This is a genomic window from Streptomyces sp. 2-1, from assembly GCF_048564895.1.
Classification (GTDB): domain Bacteria; phylum Actinomycetota; class Actinomycetes; order Streptomycetales; family Streptomycetaceae; genus Streptomyces; species Streptomyces phaeochromogenes.
Map to the genome: position 1 here is coordinate 4,521,423 of NZ_CP183383.1, position 17,692 is coordinate 4,539,114.

A 17,692-nucleotide genomic window follows, 5' to 3' on the forward strand; every position below is an offset into this window, starting at 1 on the left:
CATGGTGAAGATCACCGACGTGGCACGACACGCGGGGGTGTCCCCCAGCACCGTCTCGTACGCCCTGAGCGGCAAGCGTCCGATCTCCGAGGAGACCCGGCAGCGCATCGAGGACAGCATCCGCGAGCTGGGCTACCGACCGCACGCGGGCGCCCGGGCCCTCGCGAGCAGCCGGTCGAACGTGCTGGCGCTGGTGGTGCCGTTACGGACCGGCATCCACGTCCCCGTGGTGATGCAGTTCGCGGTGTCCGTGGTGACGGCCGCGCGCCGGCACGACCACGACGTGCTGCTGCTCACCCAGGAGGAGGGCGAGGACGGGCTCCGGCGGGTCGCGGACACCGCCCTCGTGGACGCGCTGATCGTGATGGACGTCCAACTCCACGACCGGCGCCTGCCGTTGCTGCGCGCCCTGGACCGCCCCTCGGTGCTCATCGGCTTCCCGGCCGAGCCCGCCGGGCTGACCTGCATCGACCTGGACTTCAAGGCGGCGGGCGAACTGTGCGTCGAGCATCTCGCGGGCCTCGGACACCGGGTGATCGGCCTGGTGGGCTCACCGCCCGAGGTGTACGTACGGGAGACCGGGTTCGCCCAGCGCGTGGTCCAGGGCTTCACGGCCGCGGCCGACCGCAACGGGCTGTCCTCCTCGGTGCACCCCTGCGAGGCGGCACCCGCGGCGGCCCGGCAGGTCGCCGAGCAACTCCTGCGGGAGCGCCCCGCGTTGACCGGTGTCGTGGTACACAACGAGCCGGTCCTGGAGCCGCTGATCGACGCGTTCGAGTCCCTCGGCCTACGGGTCCCGGGGGATCTGTCCGTCACGGCGATCTGCCCGGACGAGGTGGCCGAGCAGACCCGCGTCCCCGTCACCTCGATCGCCCTGCCGACCGCCGAGGTGGGCACGGGAGCGGTGGACCTGCTGATGAGGAAGCTCGGCGGCGCCACGACCGTACCGGAGGCCACACTGCTCTCGCCACGGCTGACGGTACGGGCGAGCACGATGCCGCGGCCCTGATCGTAGGCCGGGACCCTGGACCGTACAGAGCCCTGTGCGGTCCAGGGCGTCGGAGAGACGCCCTGGACCGCAACCTCACTCCCTCAGCACTCCCCCGGCTTGCGCCACGAGCACTCCAGGTCGCCGTTCCGTTCTGCCGCCCGCGCGGTGCCTCCCGGCTTCACGAGTACGGCCGCGTCCGCCGTGGATCGCGCAAGCGTCACCACGATCGCGTCCTCCAGCGGCTTCACGGAGGAGGCGAGGTAGTTGTTGAGCACGATGCTGTAGACGAGTTCGCGTCCGTCCGCGTCCGTCACGTACCCGGAGAGCGCGGACGCCCCGGTCAACGAGCCGGTCTTGCCACGGGCGTTGAGCGCGGCGGGCGTCCCGCACATCCTGGTGCGCAGGGTGCCGCCCACGAAGCGGTCGGGGCCGCAGGCGACCGGCAGGGACTTGTACCAGTCGGCGTACCAGGGCTCGGCCCGCACCGCGAGCAGCAGCTTGCTGAACTGGCCGGCGGTGAAGTTGTTCATCCGGGAGAGCCCCGACCCGTCGACCTGCCGCAGCTTGCCCGTGTCGACGCCGACGCCCTTCGCGTAACCGCTGATGGCGGCGAGCCCGGCGCTCCAGCTGCCCTCCCCCGACACCTTGCGGCCCATGGCCTTGGTGAGGATCTCGGCGTGCATGTTGTTCGACAGCTTCATGAAGGGGATCAGCAGTTCCTTCAGCGGCATCGAGGCGTGCGAGGCGAGCTGTCGTGCCCCCGCGGGCGTGGCGCGTCCGAGCCGGGTCGGCCCGGTCACCTTCACCCCGTGCGCGGCGAGCGCGTCCCGGAAGACGGCGGCGGCGTACCCGGTGGGCTCCCACACGCTCACCCACTCCGTGGCGCCGGAGCCGCCCACGGGCGTCGTACCGCTGACCACGATGGTGTTGGTGCCGTGCTCCCGCTCGACGGTGAGGTCGTTCGAGCCGCCCGCGGCGACGGTCGTGGCCCGGACGTCCAGGTCGACGTAGTCCGTCTTCGGCGTGACGGTGACGGTCGGCTCGTCCCCGCCCGCCGCGCCCGGCGCGACCTCCACGATCACGGTCCCGGTGTCGTAGTCGGTGTCGGGCGCGACGCTCAGCGCGCTGATCTGCGCCGAGTAGTACGCGGACTCGTCGTCGGCGGCCCAGGACCGGCCGAGCCGGGAGCTGTCGAAGCGGGTGTCGTCGGCGAGGAGGCGCCCGTCGACACGGGTGACGCCCGACGCGGCGAGGTCGGCGGCCAGTTTGTCGTAGTCCTTGGCGAGTGCGGTCGGGTCGCCGCTGCCGCGCAGATACAGATCGCCGCGCAGGACGGAGCCCTGCCGCCTGCCGTTCGTCAGGACGTCCGTCGTGAACGTGTAGTCGGGGCCGAGGATCTCCATCGCCGCGGCCGAGGTGGGCAGTTTGGTGTTGGAGGCGGGCATCAGCCGCTCGGTCGGCCGGTGTTGGTACAGCACATCGCCGCTCGCGGCATCGGCGACCACGACACTCGCCGCCCCGCCCTCCATCCGGCTGTCCCCGAGGATGGTGTCGATGGCCTCCGGCAGTCCGCTCCGGTCGGCGTCCGCCCCGGCCGGCGATCCCGAGCCGAGCGCGGCAGCCGCGAGCCCGATGACGACGGGCCAGATCCACCGTTTCATACGGGAGTTGACGCGCTCCCCAGAACTCTTCGCGGTTCCACTCACGGGTCTACTCATGCCACAGGAGCATCCCGGACGACGCGCCCCGTGGACAGTAGGCGTCCGGACGGGATCAGCCGAGCCCCACGGCGGAGCCGCACGTCATCTGTCCACGGCCACGACAAAGGCCCCGCTGCCTGGGCAGCGGGGCCTTTGTTTAACATGGGATGAGTGGAGATGGCGGGAATCGAACCCGCGTCCACCGGTGCAGAATCAGGGCTTCTCCGTGTGCAGTTCGCTTCGATTTTCTCGGCCCCGGTGATCACGCAAACAAGTCGCCGACGGGCCCAGTCACTGTTTGATTTCCCATCGAACCCCGTGACCGGGCTCGATGGTTTAGTTCCCTAGATTATGCCAGGGTCCGGGTCGGGAACACCCCCGGGCTGACACCCTTTTAGGGTCCTTCAGTCGCTGTTATTAGGCAGCGAGGGCGAAGGACTGGGAATCGCTCTTGGAATTGGCGATTATTGGTTGCGACATATGGTTAACGAGATCATTGCCGCTTCCTCGACACGCTTCCCCTGCTTCAACATCCGCTGTCGAAACCGATCATCCCCATGTTGATTTTTCAATCCCCTTCGGAACTTCTCCAAGCGAAGAGGTGTGCACCCGCTACGAGGCGCAGTGCCATCGTACGTGACCAACGCGCACCCATGCCACCGTATTCCCGGCGGCGGGGGGCCCACCGGCCCTCTTACTGGCCCCGCTGCTTCCGCTTGGCCGCAGCGATGGCCCGGTCCGACTCCCGCCGGTCCTGCTTCTCGCGGAGGGTCTGCCGCTTGTCGTACTCCTTCTTGCCCCGGGCGAGCGCGATCTCCGCCTTCGCGCGACCGTCCTTGAAGTAGAGGGCGAGGGGCACGATCGTGTGACCCGTCTCCTCGGACTTCGACGCCAGCTTGTCGATCTCCTCGCGGTGCAGGAGCAGCTTCCGCTTGCGGCGCACGGTGTGGTTGGTCCACGTGCCCTGGCTGTACTCCGGGATGTGGGCGTTGTGCAGCCACGCCTCGTTCCCGTCGATCTGGACGAAGCCGTCGGTCAGCGAGGCCCGGCCCTGACGCAGGGACTTCACCTCCGTGCCGGTGAGGACGAGCCCGGCCTCGTAGGTGTCGATGATGGCGTAGTCGTGCCGCGCCTTCTTGTTCTGCGCGACGATCTTGCGCTTGCCGTCCTTGACCTTGCCGGAGGTGCCCCCTCCCTGCTTCGGCTGGGATTCTTTCGGTACGTACATGCCCTTGCTCATAGTGCTGGCCATTTTCGCACTAGAGGGGCCCACGAGGGAAAGCCGATTACGGGAGATGCGGACCGTCGGCCCGGAAAGCCGTGTCCGGTCGGTTACGAGGGGTCGCCGAGCCCGCTCAGTACGGTCTCGGCCCGCTCCAGCGCGCCCGCCTCGGCCTCCAGGTCGGGGGTGATGCCGCGGCCGTCGACCCCGCGGCCGGAGGGGGTGCGGTAGTGCCCGACGGTCAGCTCGGCGACGGAGCCGTCGGGCAGCCGGCTCGGCATCTGGACCGAGCCCTTGCCGAAGGTCCTGGAGCCCACGACGACCGCACGACCGCGGTCCTGCAAGCCTCCCGTGAGGAGCTCGGCCGCGCTCATCGTGCCGCCGTCGACCAGCGCGACCACGGGCCTGGTGGTGTCACCGCCGGGATCGGCGTGCAGGGCACGCTGGTCGCCGTTCACGTCGTACGTGGCGACGAGGCCGCCGTCGAGGAAGGCGGAGGCGGCGGTGACGGCCTCGGTGACCAGGCCGCCGGAGTTGCCGCGCAGATCGAGGACGACCCCGGTGCCCGTGGGAGCGTCGGCCACGGCGGTCCGTACGAGGTCTCCGGAGCCCTTGGTGAAGGCGGCGACCTTGATCACGGTGACGCCGCCGGGCAGTTCGCGGACCGTCACGGAGTCGGTGGACAGACGGGCCCGGCGCAGGGTCTCGCGCCACGCGTGCGTGCCGCGCTCAAGGCCGAGAGCGACGGTCGTCCCGGCGCTCGCGTCGGTGGCGTCGCCCCTCAGTAATGAGACGACCTCCGTGACGGGCCTGCCGTCGACCCGGCGGCCGTCGACACTGCGCAGCCGGTCGCCCTCACGGATCCCGGCGGCCTGCGCGGGCGAGCCGGACTGGACCCGGGTCACCTCGATACGTCCGTCGCGCTCGCGCCGGGCCCACAGGCCGACGCCGGTGTACTGGCCGTCGAGGGCTTCCTCGAACTCCTCGTACTCGCCCTGGGAGTAGACCGCGCCCCACCGGTCGCCGCTGCGGCTGACGGCCCGCTCGGCGGCCTCGACCGGGGACTTGCCGTCGGCCATCGCCTCGGCGGCGGCGTCGGTGACCTCTTCCTGGTGGCCCGCCGGGGCGGACCTGGTGGACGGGGAGGCGCTCTTGCGGCCGGGGGTGTCGAACGAGCCGGTCGCGGCGCCCGCCGCGAGAACGCTCGCGAAGACCAACGTCAGGGCCGCCCCGCGGCCGAAGCGGCGGGGCTGACAGAACAGGTCGCGGCCTGACATGCCGGTGAGTCTAGGACAACGAGAAGGGCCGTACCGGCGCTTGCCGGTACGGCCCTCTTGTCATGCATCACACCTTCAGGTACTTGCGCAACGCGAAGAACGCGGCAAGCGCGGGCATCAGCAGACTCGTCGCGAGGATGAGCGGCAGCTTCGTGAGAACGGCGTCCCAGCCGATGAAGTTGATCAGGTTCAGCTTCTCCGACAGGGCCAGACCGTGGTCGATGATGAAGTACCGGGCGATCAGCAGGAAGGCACACGCCACCCCGCCGCCGATCAGTCCGGCGACCGCGGCCTCCATGATGAACGGCGCCTGGATGTAGAAGCCGGAGGCGCCCACCAGGCGCATGATCCCGGTCTCACGCCGACGGCTGAAGGCCGAGACGCGCACCGTGTTGACGATCAGCATCAGCGCGACGACGAGCATCATCGCCATCACCGCGCGGGCGGCCCAGTTCATGCCGTTGAGGAGCCCGAAGAGGTTGTCGAGGATGCCCTTCTGGTCCTGCACGGACTGCACGCCGTCCCGGCCGTCGAAGGCGGTCGCGATGACCTGGTACTTCTCCGGGTCCTTCAGCTTGATGCGGAAGGACTCCTGCATCTGGTCCGGGGTGAGCGAGGCGGCGAGCGGGGAGTCGCCGAACTGCTCCTTGTAGTGCTTGTACGCCTGGTCGCTGGACTCGTGCGAGACGGTCTCGACGACGGACATCTTGTCGAGGTCGGTCTCGATCTGCTTCTTCTGCTCGGTGGTGACCGCTCCCTTGGCGCAGTTGGGGTCGGACTCCGCGTCGCTCTTGTTGCAGAGGAAGATCGAGACGTTGACCTTGTCGTACCAGTAGCCCTTCATCGTGTTCACCTGGTCGCTCATCAGGAGCGAACCGCCGAACAGGGCGAGGGACAGGGCGACCGAGACGACGACCGCGAAGGTCATCGTCAGATTGCGGCGGAGACCGACACCGATCTCCGACAGAACGAACTGGGCGCGCATGGCGTCTTCTCAGGCCTTTCCGTGGCGGATGCGTGGGGAGTCCTCCCCCTGTTCCGCGATGAATCCGCGAGCGTGGGGGAGGTCGCGGTCAGTGCTGGTAGCCGTACACGCCGCGCGCCTGGTCGCGGACTAGTCGGCCCTTCTCCAGCTCGATGACGCGCTTGCGCATCTGGTCCACGATGTTCTGGTCGTGCGTCGCCATCAGGACGGTCGTGCCCGTCCGGTTGATCCGGTCGAGCAGCTTCATGATGCCGACGGAGGTCTGCGGGTCGAGGTTTCCGGTGGGCTCGTCCGCGATCAGCAGCTTGGGTCTGTTGACGAACGCTCTCGCGATCGCCACCCGCTGCTGCTCACCACCGGACAGCTCACCGGGCATCCGGTCCTCCTTGCCACCGAGCCCGACGAGGTCGAGCACCTGCGGCACGGACTTGCGGATCTCGCCGCGCGACTTGCCGATGACCTCCTGCGCGAAGGCGACGTTCTCGCCGACCGTCTTGTTCGGCAGGAGCCGGAAGTCCTGGAACACCGTCCCGAGCTGGCGGCGCATCTGCGGCACCTTCCAGTTGGAGAGGCGCGCGAGGTCCTTGCCCAGGACGTGCACCTGGCCGTGGCTGGTCCGCTCCTCGCGGAGGATCAGCCGCAGGAAGGTGGACTTTCCGGAGCCGGAGGACCCCACCAGGAACACGAACTCGCCTCGCTCGACCTCCAGGGACACATCCCTCAGAGCGGGGCGGGTCTGCTTGGGGTAGACCTTGGACACGTTGTCGAATCGGATCACGGATGCACCACAGGCCGTCGGGGATATCGGGGTTAGATGAGCGTGACCATACGCGACCCGGGTACACGCGCGCAGTCGCCGGGAGAGGTTGCGCAAGGGTTGTGCGCTTTTGTGCGGGGCAACCTGAGAAGAGGGCTGCGCTCCGAAGGGGCACGACGAACCGCGCGACCGGCCACACACGGTCCGTAGTCGCGGGAAAACGCAAGCCGCCCCATCTGAGAGCGAGCCGCGCAGCCTCCGGAGGAACCTGGCACAGTGGAGGGGGAACGTATCCGTTCCCGAGAGCGTTGTGTACGTGGAACCGGTGCAAGGAGGGCGAGCGCATGACGTACGACCGGCTGGTGTGCGCGAACTGTGCCGCGCCCGTGAACGAAGGCCGCTGCCCCGTCTGCCGCGCGAACCGTGCGCGACTGCAGCAGGAGGGCCCCTTCGGAGGCGGCCTCAACCCCATGGCGCTGATCGCACTGCTCGCCATCCTGATCGCGGCAGTGGCCCTGCTGGCCCACCAGACCGCGTAGGACGCACGCGAGGCACGAGCGGGCACGCACGAGGCACGGCGGCAGCGGGCGGCAAAGGCGCGAACAGAGCAGACAAGACATGAAGAAGGGCCCGGAGCTTGAAGCTCCGGGCCCTTCTCACGCATTCACGCACTCATAGGCGTACGCCCATGACGACGTCCGTCAGGCAGCCGCGCCGCGGCCGTTCATCAGGCGGGGCAGCATACGGAAGCCGATGCCGCCGGCGATCATCGTCGCGGCGCCGATCAGCAGGTACGTGATGTTCTCGGCGGCGCCGGTCTCGGCCAGCTCGCCACCGGTGCCCTGGGCGGAGGTGTCCGAACCGGTGTCGGTCAGGCTCTCCTTGCCCGCGCCCTGCTCGACCGGCTGGGAGCCGCCGTCGGGGTCGGTGTCGTTGCCACCGGTGCTGCCACCGTTGTCGTTGCCCGGGTCGCTCGGCTCAACGGTGGGCTCGTCGGTCGGCTCGGTGGGCTCCTCGGTCGGCTCCTCCGTGGGCGGCTCCTCGGTGGGAGGCTCCTCGGTGGGGTCCGTCGGGATCACCGTCGGCTCTTCGGTCGGCTCGGTGGGAGTCGGGGCCGGGGTCGTCGGGTCGTCGACATTGAGGCCGACCTCGACACCGTCCTTGTCGGCGCTGGCGCCGACGTTCAGACCGCCCACCTCGACACCGACATCGAGAGCCGAGGCGGCACCGGCGGCGGTCAGCGAGGCACCGGCGGCGATCACCGCGCCGGCGGCTATCCGCGCGATCCGGATGCGCGTCTTCTTGGTCATCTGGTTGCTACCCCCAGTAGCTCATCGTCAATGGTGCAGCGCCCGGGGCCGCGACGTCGGGGAAAGCTCGGTGGAGCCCCCGGTTCACATGCGCCCCAGAGATACGCATGCCGCGCGTCAGCTTTCCCACTTTTCAATGCAACGTCAAGGTCGTTGCGACCGCGATGTCCAGATCAAGCTCATTTGACCGGCACAGCGTCATGTGAGTGTGATGTAAAACCCAGACATCGGCCTACACAAAGGGCAACTGCCGTCCGGTGGATGGCAGTTGCCCTGTCGACAAAGCGACGTCTACAAATGTCGCCTACTTCTCCTGCTGCTTGCGCCAGCGAATTCCGGCCTCGAGGAACCCGTCGATCTCGCCATTGAAAACGGCCTCGGGGTTTCCGACTTCGAACTCCGTGCGCAGATCCTTGACCATTTGGTACGGGTGCAGGACGTACGAACGCATCTGGTTTCCCCAGGAGTTGCCGCCGTCGCCCTTGAGGGCGTCCATCTTGGCCTGCTCCTCCTGCCGGCGCCGGTCGAGGAGCTTGGCCTGCAGCACGTTCATCGCGGACGCCTTGTTCTGGATCTGCGACCGCTCGTTCTGACAGGAGACGACGATGCCGGTGGGCAGGTGGGTGAGCCGCACCGCGGAGTCGGTCGTGTTGACGCCCTGGCCGCCGGGCCCGGACGAGCGGTACACGTCCACTCGGAGCTCGGACTCGTCGATCTCGATGTGATCGGTCTGCTCGACGACGGGAAGGATCTCCACACCCGCGAACGACGTCTGGCGCCGACCCTGGTTGTCGAAGGGCGAGATCCGCACCAGCCGGTGCGTGCCCTGCTCCACCGAGAGCGTCCCGTACGCGTACGGGATCTGGACGGCGAAGGTGGTCGACTTGATGCCGGCCTCTTCCGCGTACGAGGTCTCGTAGACCTCCGTCTTGTATCCGTGCTGCTCGGCCCAGCGCAGGTACATGCGCTGCAGCTTCTCGGCGAAGTCGGCGGCGTCCACGCCACCGGCCTCCGCGCGGATGTTGACCAGCGCCTCGCGGGAGTCGTACTCCCCGGAGAGCAGAGTGCGGACTTCCATCTCGTCCAGCGCCTTCTTGACGGCGGTGAGCTCGGTCTCGGCCTCGGCGCGGGTGTCCGGGTCGTCCTCCTCCTCGGCCATCTCGAAGAGAACGCTGAGATCATCGATACGCCCGCGGAGCGCTTCGGCCTTGCGCACCTCGGCCTGGAGGTGGCTCAGCTTGCTGGTGATCTTCTGCGCCTCGTCCGGGTCGTCCCACAGGGACGGCGCTGCCGCCTGCTCCTCGAGCACGGCGATGTCTGCCCTCAGCTTGTCGAGGTCCAGGACGGCCTCGATCGACTCCATGGTCGAGGAGAGGGACTTGAGCTCTTCGGATACATCGACGACTGCCACGCCTCCAGCGTAACGGCTCCACGAAGTGGCTCCGCCGGTGGAACGGGGGGCTTGCGTTTGCGGGGCTCGGTTTGTCGGGTGCGGGTGGGTGGGGCCCGGGTGCGCAGTTCCCCGCGCCCCTTAAAACCAAGGGGCGCGGGGAACTGCGCAATCTTTAGGGGCGCGAGGAACCGCGCACTCAGCACCGACCCACCCGCACCCAACACACCAGCCCCACCCACCCAGGGGCGCGGGGAACTGCGCGGCCAGCCACGGGCGACCCGCACCCAACACTCCGCCCCGCCCCGGAGGGCCTCCCGCCCGTCAGGGCGAAGCCGGTGCCGACGACTCCGTCTCGGAGGGTGTCGCACCCGCGTCGTCCCCCGAGGTGGCGAACCACGCGCCAACCCCCACCGCGGCGACGAGCGCCACCCCCGCCGCCCCCAGCGTGATCCGCCGGCGCCGAGCGGCGGCGGCCCGGTGGCGGGCGGACCCCGGCCGCGGCGCCCCGGCGGCACGCGGAGCGCGGGCCGTGCCACGCGCGCCGCCCGCGAGCTCGTCGGGCCCGGGCACCCTCATCGACGTATGCGTGTCACGGTTCGAGTCCGGCTTGGCCCCGGGTACGAGGGGAACGGCCCCGCGCCGGACCCGCTCGCGCGGAGCCTCCGGCTCGGCCGGCCCGTCGTCGTACCCGCCGCCCCCGTCCTCGTCGCCGTCCGGCTCGTCCACGTCCAGCGGCGGCATCCCCGCCAGCAGCGGCAACTGCTCCCGCAGCCGCTCGCCCAGCTCGGACGCCCGCAGGCGGGACGCGGGCGCCTTCGCCAGGCACTGCACGAGCAGCTGCCACAGTTCCTCGGGGATCCCGGGCAGCGGGACGACAGTCTCGGTGACGTGCCGCCGCAGGACCGCACCCGGGTGTCCCCCGCCGAACGGCGTGAACCCGGCGAGGAGTTCGTACAGGACGGTCGCCAGGGCGTAGATGTCGACGGCCGCCCGCGGGGGCAGGCCCTCGATGATCTCGGGCGCCAGGTAGTCCGGCGTACCGATGATCTTCGTCGCGCGTGTCCGCCGCGGTGAGTCGATGAGCTTGGCGACGCCGAAGTCGGTGAGCAGCGCGGGATGCGAGCCGCCGGGGCCGAGCGGTCCCTGCATGTCGAGCAGCACGTTCTCCGGCTTGACGTCCCGGTGCACGACCCCCGCCGCGTGCGCCGCCGCGAGTCCGTCCGCGACGTCGGCCACGATGGCGACGGCCGCCTCGGGCGCGAGGCGCCGCTCCCGGTCGAGCCGGGTCCGCAGATCCGTACCGCGGACGAGGTCCATGACGAGGGCGAGGTCGTTGCCGTCGACCACGAGGTCGCGTACGGAGACGACGTGCGGGTGGTCGAGGCCCAGCAGGGCCGTCCGCTCCTGCACGAAACGGCCCACGAGCTCCTGGTCGGACGCGAGGTCCTCGCGCAGCAGCTTGATGGCGACGGGGCCCTCGGGCCCCTCGCCGAGCCACACCGTGCCGGCGCTGCCCCGCCCCAGAATCTGGTTGGCGGTGTACCGGCTGCCGATCTTCCGTACCAAGACTGCTCCTACGGGCGCGTGTTGCCGATAAAGCTACGCGCCCAGAGCGCCAACCTCCTCTTCGGCGACAGAAATCACCCCCCAGGTGTCGACAAATCCCCAGAACCGCACCGCGGTTCCGGGGATTTGAAGGGGCAATGCTCTGAAATACCGGAAAAGACTTACCGGCCGCTGAGACCGGCCGCTGAGAAGACTTACCTACTTCGCGGAACCGCCGCCCAGGTCCTCGACCCAGCCGGAGACCGTGCCGATCCAGTCCGTCAGCTGGTCCCAGTAGCTCTTGGACGTGCCGATCCAGCCCTGGAGCGGGCTGAACTCCCAGATCGCCCAGCCGGCCAGGAACAGGATGACGATGGTGAACAGGCATCCCTTGAGGCAGCCGAGCCCGGGGATCTTCATCGGGTTGGCGCTGCGCTGCCGGGGCTCGCGCGGCGGTCGCGGCGCGGGCTGCTGAGGCTGCTGGGGCGGAGCGTGCCGCTGCTGCGGCTGATGCTGGGGCGCGTACCCCTGGGGCTGCTGCCCCTGCTGCGGATAGCCGTACCCCTGCTGGTTCTGGGGCGGACGCTGCCGTCGCTGCTGGGGCTGCTGGGGCCTCTGCGGCGGCGGTGGCTGCTGCTGGGGCCTGGCGACCTGGCGCTGGGGGCGCCGGCGCAGCGGGTCCTCGTTCGGGTCGAGGTAGGGCTGCATCTGCGTCGGCTCGTTGCGGTCGCGGGCCGCCCGCAGCTGGTTCTGCCAGGGGTGCGGGTCCTCGGGCCCACCCCCGGGCTGGCCCGGCGGCACCGGCGGCATCACGGCCGTCGGGTCGGCCGCGCCACGGTTGGGCAGCACGGCGGTGGGATCGGCGGCGCCGGTGTGCGGCAGGACGCTGGTCGCGCCGTTCGGGTCGTACGAGGCGGCGCCCTGCGGGAGCACCTGGGTGGGGTCGGCGGCACCGAAGTCGCCCGGCACGGCGGCGGGCGCCAGGTCCGGGGCGAGCAGGACGCCCACGGCCTCGGCGGCGGCGATCTGCGCGGAGTTCGCGTGCACGCCGATGCCCTCGGCGACCGTACGCAGCCCGCGGGCGAGGTTCTCGGCGCTGGGCCGCTCGTCCGGGTTCTTGCGCAGGCAGCGCTCTATGACGGTCCACAGCGGGTCGGGGACCGTGGAGGGCCGGCGCGGCTCGGCGCTCAGATGCTGGTGGAGAACCTCCAGGGCCGATCCGCCGCCGAACGGGGGACGGCCGGTGACCAGCTCGTACAGCATGATTCCGGCGCCGTAGATGTCGACGGCGGAGGTCTGCGGGCGGCCCTCGGCCGACTCGGGCGCGACATAGGCGGGCGTGCCGACGAACTCGTGGGTGCGGGTCAGGCCCGGGGAGTCGGCGAGGCGGGCGATGCCGAAGTCCGTCAGCATCGGGTGCATCTGGCCGCCGTCCTGGTTGAGCAGGACGTTCGCGGGCTTGAGGTCGCGGTGCACCACTCCGTCGGCGTGGCTGGCGGCGAGCGCGTCGGCGACCTGGGCGGTCAGGAGCGCGGCGGCGACCGGCGAGAACGGGCCGTTCTGGCGCAGGTAGTGATGGAGGTCGGGGCCCTCGATCAGGTCCATGACCAGGGCCAGCAGATCGCCCTCGACCACGAGGTCCCGTACGCGCACGATGTTCGGGTGGGTCAGGCGGAGCAGCACGGAGCGCTCGCGCAGGAACCTCATCACGATGTCCGCGTCGTTGGCGAGCTCCTCCTTGAGGACCTTGATCGCCACCGTTTCACCCGGCTGACCGGGTACTGCCGCCTCGGCGCCCGCTGTCTCCCTCTGGCGGGCGCGCCAGACGGTGCCTGTGGCGCCGCGCCCAAGCGGCTCCTCAAGGAGGTACTTGCTCCCTACCGGCCGCACGTCATGCGCTCCCTGCTGCTTGCCTGACTGATCCGTCCACCCTGCTACGGGTGGTTCCGACCCACTGTAGTGCCGTCGAACGCGGCACCGGGCTGTCGTCCCGCTGCGGTTTCCCTCACCTCGTCCACCCATGCATTACGTAAGGCGTTCCTGTATGTGTTCGATGAAAAGACGCTCGCTTTGGGTGGTTTGGTTGCCGCATCTTGACGTGACCGATCTCAAGCGGACATCGCTCGGGCATTGGTCAGGCACTTTTGCGGGCAGAGCCGACCAATCAAGATCACTTGCCGGTGGAGGACGGGCGTGTTGTCAGTGGCAGGTGCGAGGATGCTTCCCGTACTGGCCGACGTGCCCGTGTGCGGTGGGGGGAATCTGCGGTGGGGGATCGCGGAGCAGCCTCGTCGCGGGCGCCCGCGACAGAAGGGACCGCTGACGGCGATGCAGATCCGGCTGACCGTCGTAGACCCGCTGGGGACGCGCCCCGAGGGACGCCCCGCGTCCTGCGACGTGCTGGTCACAGCACCCGCCGGGACCGCGCTCGCGGCGGTGGCCTCCGGCCTCGCCTCGGCGGTCGGGGGCGAGGGGGCCGGGGTGCTGTACGCGGGGGCGGAGCGGCTCGACGCGCAGCGCTGCACGCTGGGTGAGCCACCTCTCATGGACGGCGCCGTGCTGTCCCTCGGCTCCCCCGCGGAGCCCGGTCCCGACCTCGACCCCGCCGCGGCACAGCTGCGCGTGGTGGCCGGGCCCGACGCCGGAGGTGTCCATTTCCTGCACGGCGGACGGATCGACATCGGCCGCTCGGCCGACGCGGACGTGCCGCTGGACGACCCGGACGTCTCCCGCCTGCACTGCGCAGTGACGGTCGCGGCGGACGGCCGCGTCTCGGTGGCGGACCTGGGCTCCACGAACGGCACGACACTGGACGGCCGGCGCGTGAGCGAGCGCCAGGTGCGGTTCGCCCCGGGGGCACTCCTCCGAGTGGGCGAATCGGCGCTGCGCCTGGCCCCGGCGGGCGAACCGGCCGTCGTGCGGGAGACCGCACCGGACGGCGAGGGACACATCCGGGTCGTGACGGCACCGGAGCCAGCAGAGCGGGAACAGCCGACGACGACCACGGCCGGTCGTACGGGACAGCAGGCATCGGCGCCCGGCGAGGCGGCCGGAGCCGCGAGGGTGCCCCACGCGCGCGACGGTGACGACGGGGGTGCTCCGGAGGCGGCGTCCCGTTTCCAGGCCGCGCCGCCGACCGGCGAGACGCATCACGGGTACGGCACCGCCGGGTGGGGCTCGGCCGAGGGCGGGCGCTCCCATGGGGCCGCTGGGGCCGCGTCCTCGCCCCAGGGGCACACGCCCGCGGGCCCGACCGTCGTGCCCGGGCAGGGCAGGGCGCCGCGGATCGAGAGCAGGGACTCCAGAGCGCCTTCGGCGTCGGCCCCCGAGGAGACCCCGGACGCACCCGCCCCCGGTGAGGGCGGCCGAAAAGGCACTCCCCTCCGGGGGACACCCGTGCCCCGCGGTGTGCGCAAGCGCGGCGGGCTCTCCGCATGGGCCCGGCGGCTCGCGGGCGGCCGGAGCGACGAGCCGGACGCGGAGCACGACGAGGCGTACGACGACGCCTATGACGATGCCTACGAGACACCGGCCGCCGAGGAGCCCCTCGTCGCGGGTGCCTCCGCTCCCGAGCGGTGGCCCGATCCCGCCGCACTGCTGCTGGCCGCGCTCGGACCGGGACCGCGGCTGTGGGAGCGCGGCCCGGGACACCCGGAGACGCTCACGGTCCGGCTCGGCACGGCGGACCGGAGCGCGCCCGACGGCTCCGGCCTGCTGCCCTCGGTGCCGGTGACCGCGGGTCTGCGGGAGGTCGGGGCACTGGGCCTGGCCGGGCCGCGTGGCCGCCTCTCGGGGCTCGCCCGCGCGGTGGTCGCCCAGCTCGCCGCGCTGCACTCGCCCGACGCGCTGGAAATCACCCTGATCAGCACGGATCGCTCGCGTTCCGTGGAGGAGCGCACCGCCGAGTGGTCCTGGCTCGGCTGGCTCCCGCATCTTCGTCCCACCCACGGCCAGGACTGCCGCCTCCTCCTCGCCTACGACCGCGAACAGGCGACGGCGCGTACGGAGGAGCTGGTCCGCCGGCTCGAGGACCACCTGGCGGAAGTGGGCCGGGCGTCCGTATCCACCGGCGGAGGGCTTCGCCTCGGCGAGGGCTCACCGGACGACAGCGGGGCCTTCGGGGCCGTACAACGGCCCGGCGAGCGACGGGAGACGGGCGGCGAGCGGGGCCATAGCGGTGGCGGTGGCGGTGGCGGCCGTCCAGGATCCTCACCTTCTTCCTCGCCTTCCTCCTCTCCCTCTCCCTCTTCCACTCCCTTTCCCTCTTCTTCTTCCTCCTCCGAGGGCGTGGCCCGGCCGAGGCATCCGTCCGACGGCGGCTCGGCGGCCGACGGGACCGCCGGCCCGGCGTTGCCCCGCGCCCACCCCACCGCACGCGACAGCAACATCACTCACCTTGGACTCCCCCGCAGCGGTACGCAGACCAGTGACGCGGCGGCCCGAGGGCGGGCCAGGCGGCCCTCCTGGGCGCGGTCCGACGATCCGGCGGAGACCGAGTGGCCGGGCCCCCACACCGTCGTCGTGGTGGACGGGGACCCCGGGTCGGCCGGTGTACGGGAGGCCGTGTCGCGGCTCGCGGCCGAGGGGCCCCAGGCCGGGATCCACGTCATCTGTCTGGTCGAGACGCCGGCCGCGTCGCCCGCCTCACCGGTGACGGACACGTACGAGGCGGCCTGCGCGGCCTCGCCCGCCTTCCGGGAGTGCGGTGCCGTCGCGCTGCTCAGCGGTGACGTGGCGACGGCGCTGCGGCTGCTGCGCGTGGCGCACGGCAAGCAGACGGGCGCGTCCGCATCCGCCACGCAGGGCGGGCCGGTGGGTCACGGCACGGTCGCCGCGGTGGACGCCGTGTCCATGGCCTGGGCCGAGCGGTTCGCCCGGGCGCTGGCGCCGCTGCGCGCGGACGGCGTGGCAGGCGAGCGGCACACCCGTGTGTCCGCGCCGCTGCCCCAATCCGCCCGGCTGCTGGACGAGTTGGGCCTGGCGAGGGCCACCCCGGCGTCGCTGATGGCCCGCTGGGCGGACGCGGCCGACGACACGGAGGCGCTCGGCGGCCGGGCCACGGCCGTGCTCGGCGCCGGCCCCCGCGGGCCCGTGTCCGTGGACCTCGCGGTCGAGGGTCCGCATCTGCTGGTCGAGGGCCCCTCGGGCAGCGGGCGCACCGAGCTGCTGCGTTCGGTGGCCGCCTCGCTCGCCGCCGCGGAGCGGCCCGACCGGCTCGGCATCGTGCTCATCGACGGCCGGGACGGCACGGGCGGCGGCGGTACGGCCGCGCGCGGGGACGGGCTCCAGGTGTGTACGGACCTGCCTCACGTCACGACGCATCTGGGCGCCCACGATCCCGTACGGATGCGGGAGTTCGCCCAGTCGCTGTCCGCCGAGCTGAAGCGGCGGGCCGAGCTGCTCGGCCGGCTCGACTTCGCCGAGTGGCACTCGCTTCAGGACCGACAGGACAGGCAGGCGCGACAGGATCGGCAGGACCGGCAGGGGGCGTCGGGCCGTGTCGTCGCCCAGCGTTCGGCCGGTTCGGCGGGTTCTGCGGCGGCCAGGCAGACGGGCGGTACGGCCGGTGGGTCCGCCGGGGCCGGGGACCTCGACACGCCCTCCAGTTCCACGCTCCGGCTGCGTCCCGTCGCGAGCCGGCCCCGGCCGGAGGCGGGGCCTCCGCTCCCCCGGCTCGTCGTGGTCGTCGACGATCTCGACGCGCTGCTCTCGCCCGCGCTGGGCTCCCCCGGGCGTCCCGCCGCCGGTTCGGTCGTGCGGGCGCTGGAAGCCGTGGCGCGGGACGGGGAGCGGCTCGGGGTGCATCTGGTGGCCGCGACCGGGGGCGGGGAGCGGACGGACGAGACTGAGCTGGCTCGGCGGGCGACGCTTCGGGTTGTTCTCGAAGCGGTGGTGGCCGGGCCGGAGGAGCCTGCGCCCGGGCGGGGGCGGCTCGGCGGACCGGCCGGTCGGTCAACGGCGTTCCAGGGGGGCCGGGTCACTGGTCGTATCCCCCGTACGGCGACCCTGCGTCCCACTGTCGTGCCGCTGGAGTGGGCCCGCATGGGTGATCCTCCCGCGCGGCGGCCCGTCCGCGAACTGGGCAACGGGCCCACGGACCTCGCCCTCCTGGCCAGCGCCCTGGAACGAGCGGCCCGCTCGGTCTCGGCGACGGAGGTGCCGTCACTTCTTTAGCGCCGGGTTCGTCCGGTGTTTTTTCGCCCCCGCCGCCCCTACCCATTCCCGTCCCTTTTCAGGGGCTCCGCCCCCGAACCCCCGCTCCTCAAACGCCGGAGAGGCTGAGTTCTAGCCTGTCCGGCGTTTGAGGACGAGCGCGTTCAGCGCGATGCGGGGGTCTGGGGGCGGCAGCCCCCAGGGATGGGACGGGTAAGGGCGGCGGGGGCGAGAAACCCCCCCCACCCCCACGGCCCGCCCCCAAGTCCCCACGTCACGACGCGGTTACGATCACGGCCTTGACAGCGCAGGCGCTCTTGCCGCCCCCAAGCGCACGGGCGTAGACCAAGAGCGCACGG

General features: G+C 71.3%; 12 protein-coding genes and 1 other RNA gene. 3 read left to right on the forward strand and 10 right to left on the reverse strand.

The genetic code is table 11. From position 1 onward, the window contains the following. The first annotated feature begins 1 nt into the window (after position 1). Complete coding sequence (locus tag ACN20J_RS19825; protein ID WP_361999472.1) at positions 2–1,009, forward strand: LacI family DNA-binding transcriptional regulator; 1,008 nt, start codon at positions 2–4, stop codon at positions 1,007–1,009. A gap of 83 nt (positions 1,010–1,092) precedes the next feature. Here the strand turns inward: ACN20J_RS19825 and dacB are convergent, their stop codons facing one another. From dacB to ftsE, 6 genes are all read right to left on the reverse strand, one after another. After that, a complete protein-coding gene (gene dacB / locus ACN20J_RS19830) occupies positions 1,093–2,652 on the reverse strand; it encodes a D-alanyl-D-alanine carboxypeptidase/D-alanyl-D-alanine-endopeptidase (RefSeq protein ID WP_419668914.1) in 1,560 nt (519 codons plus the stop codon). Positions 2,653–2,860: 208 nt separating this feature from the next. Further along, positions 2,861–3,248, reverse strand: a transfer-messenger RNA (tmRNA) gene (gene ssrA / locus ACN20J_RS19835). A gap of 137 nt (positions 3,249–3,385) precedes the next feature. Then, positions 3,386–3,919, reverse strand: coding sequence for an SsrA-binding protein SmpB (gene smpB / locus ACN20J_RS19840; RefSeq protein ID WP_361999529.1), 534 nt, complete (start codon positions 3,917–3,919; stop codon positions 3,386–3,388). Between the two features lie 104 nt (positions 3,920–4,023). Continuing rightward, entirely contained in the window at positions 4,024–5,190 is a 1,167-nt protein-coding gene (locus ACN20J_RS19845) for a S41 family peptidase (protein WP_419666447.1), read from the reverse strand. A 67-nt stretch (positions 5,191–5,257) separates the two neighbouring features. Then, positions 5,258–6,175 (reverse strand): permease-like cell division protein FtsX, encoded by a 918-nt coding sequence (gene ftsX / locus ACN20J_RS19850; protein WP_055615826.1) that lies wholly within the window; start codon positions 6,173–6,175, stop codon positions 5,258–5,260. A gap of 88 nt (positions 6,176–6,263) precedes the next feature. Beyond that, on the reverse strand, positions 6,264–6,953 hold the full coding sequence (gene ftsE / locus ACN20J_RS19855) for a cell division ATP-binding protein FtsE (protein ID WP_055615825.1): 690 nt from the start codon (positions 6,951–6,953) through the stop codon (positions 6,264–6,266). A 323-nt stretch (positions 6,954–7,276) separates the two neighbouring features. Between ftsE and ACN20J_RS19860 the strand changes: the two genes are divergently transcribed. After that, positions 7,277–7,471 carry a hypothetical protein gene (locus tag ACN20J_RS19860; protein WP_055615824.1) on the forward strand — a complete coding sequence of 65 codons (195 nt, stop codon included), beginning with the start codon at positions 7,277–7,279 and terminating at the stop codon, positions 7,469–7,471. Between the two features lie 162 nt (positions 7,472–7,633). Here ACN20J_RS19860 and ACN20J_RS19865 read toward each other — a convergent pair whose 3' ends face one another. From ACN20J_RS19865 to ACN20J_RS19880, 4 genes are all read right to left on the reverse strand, one after another. Further along, positions 7,634–8,242 carry an LPXTG cell wall anchor domain-containing protein gene (locus tag ACN20J_RS19865; protein ID WP_189843484.1) on the reverse strand — a complete coding sequence of 203 codons (609 nt, stop codon included), beginning with the start codon at positions 8,240–8,242 and terminating at the stop codon, positions 7,634–7,636. A 304-nt stretch (positions 8,243–8,546) separates the two neighbouring features. Further along, positions 8,547–9,653, reverse strand: a complete 1,107-nt coding sequence (prfB, locus tag ACN20J_RS19870) for a peptide chain release factor 2 (protein ID WP_189843485.1) — start codon at positions 9,651–9,653, stop codon at positions 8,547–8,549. Between the two features lie 303 nt (positions 9,654–9,956). Next, on the reverse strand, positions 9,957–11,201 hold the full coding sequence (locus tag ACN20J_RS19875) for a serine/threonine-protein kinase (protein ID WP_190227696.1): 1,245 nt from the start codon (positions 11,199–11,201) through the stop codon (positions 9,957–9,959). Positions 11,202–11,399: 198 nt separating this feature from the next. Beyond that, entirely contained in the window at positions 11,400–13,070 is a 1,671-nt protein-coding gene (locus ACN20J_RS19880; protein ID WP_189843487.1) for a serine/threonine-protein kinase, read from the reverse strand. A gap of 438 nt (positions 13,071–13,508) precedes the next feature. Between ACN20J_RS19880 and ACN20J_RS19885 the strand changes: the two genes are divergently transcribed. Next, on the forward strand, positions 13,509–17,354 hold the full coding sequence (locus ACN20J_RS19885; RefSeq protein WP_190228226.1) for an FHA domain-containing protein: 3,846 nt from the start codon (positions 13,509–13,511) through the stop codon (positions 17,352–17,354). Positions 17,355–17,692: the final 338 nt, after the last annotated feature.

Excerpts from the sequence above, each read along its gene's own strand:
- ACN20J_RS19825 (WP_361999472.1), top strand. The coding sequence starts at position 2 with ATGGTGAAGATCACCGACGTGGCACGACACGCGGGGGTGTCCCCCAGC.
- dacB (WP_419668914.1), bottom strand. The coding sequence starts at position 2,652 with ATGAAACGGTGGATCTGGCCCGTCGTCATCGGGCTCGCGGCTGCCGCG.
- smpB (WP_361999529.1), bottom strand. The coding sequence starts at position 3,919 with ATGTACGTACCGAAAGAATCCCAGCCGAAGCAGGGAGGGGGCACCTCC.
- ACN20J_RS19845 (WP_419666447.1), bottom strand. The coding sequence starts at position 5,190 with ATGTCAGGCCGCGACCTGTTCTGTCAGCCCCGCCGCTTCGGCCGCGGG.
- ftsX (WP_055615826.1), bottom strand. The coding sequence starts at position 6,175 with ATGCGCGCCCAGTTCGTTCTGTCGGAGATCGGTGTCGGTCTCCGCCGC.
- ACN20J_RS19860 (WP_055615824.1), top strand. The coding sequence starts at position 7,277 with ATGACGTACGACCGGCTGGTGTGCGCGAACTGTGCCGCGCCCGTGAAC.
- ACN20J_RS19865 (WP_189843484.1), bottom strand. The coding sequence starts at position 8,242 with ATGACCAAGAAGACGCGCATCCGGATCGCGCGGATAGCCGCCGGCGCG.
- ACN20J_RS19885 (WP_190228226.1), top strand. The coding sequence starts at position 13,509 with ATGCAGATCCGGCTGACCGTCGTAGACCCGCTGGGGACGCGCCCCGAG.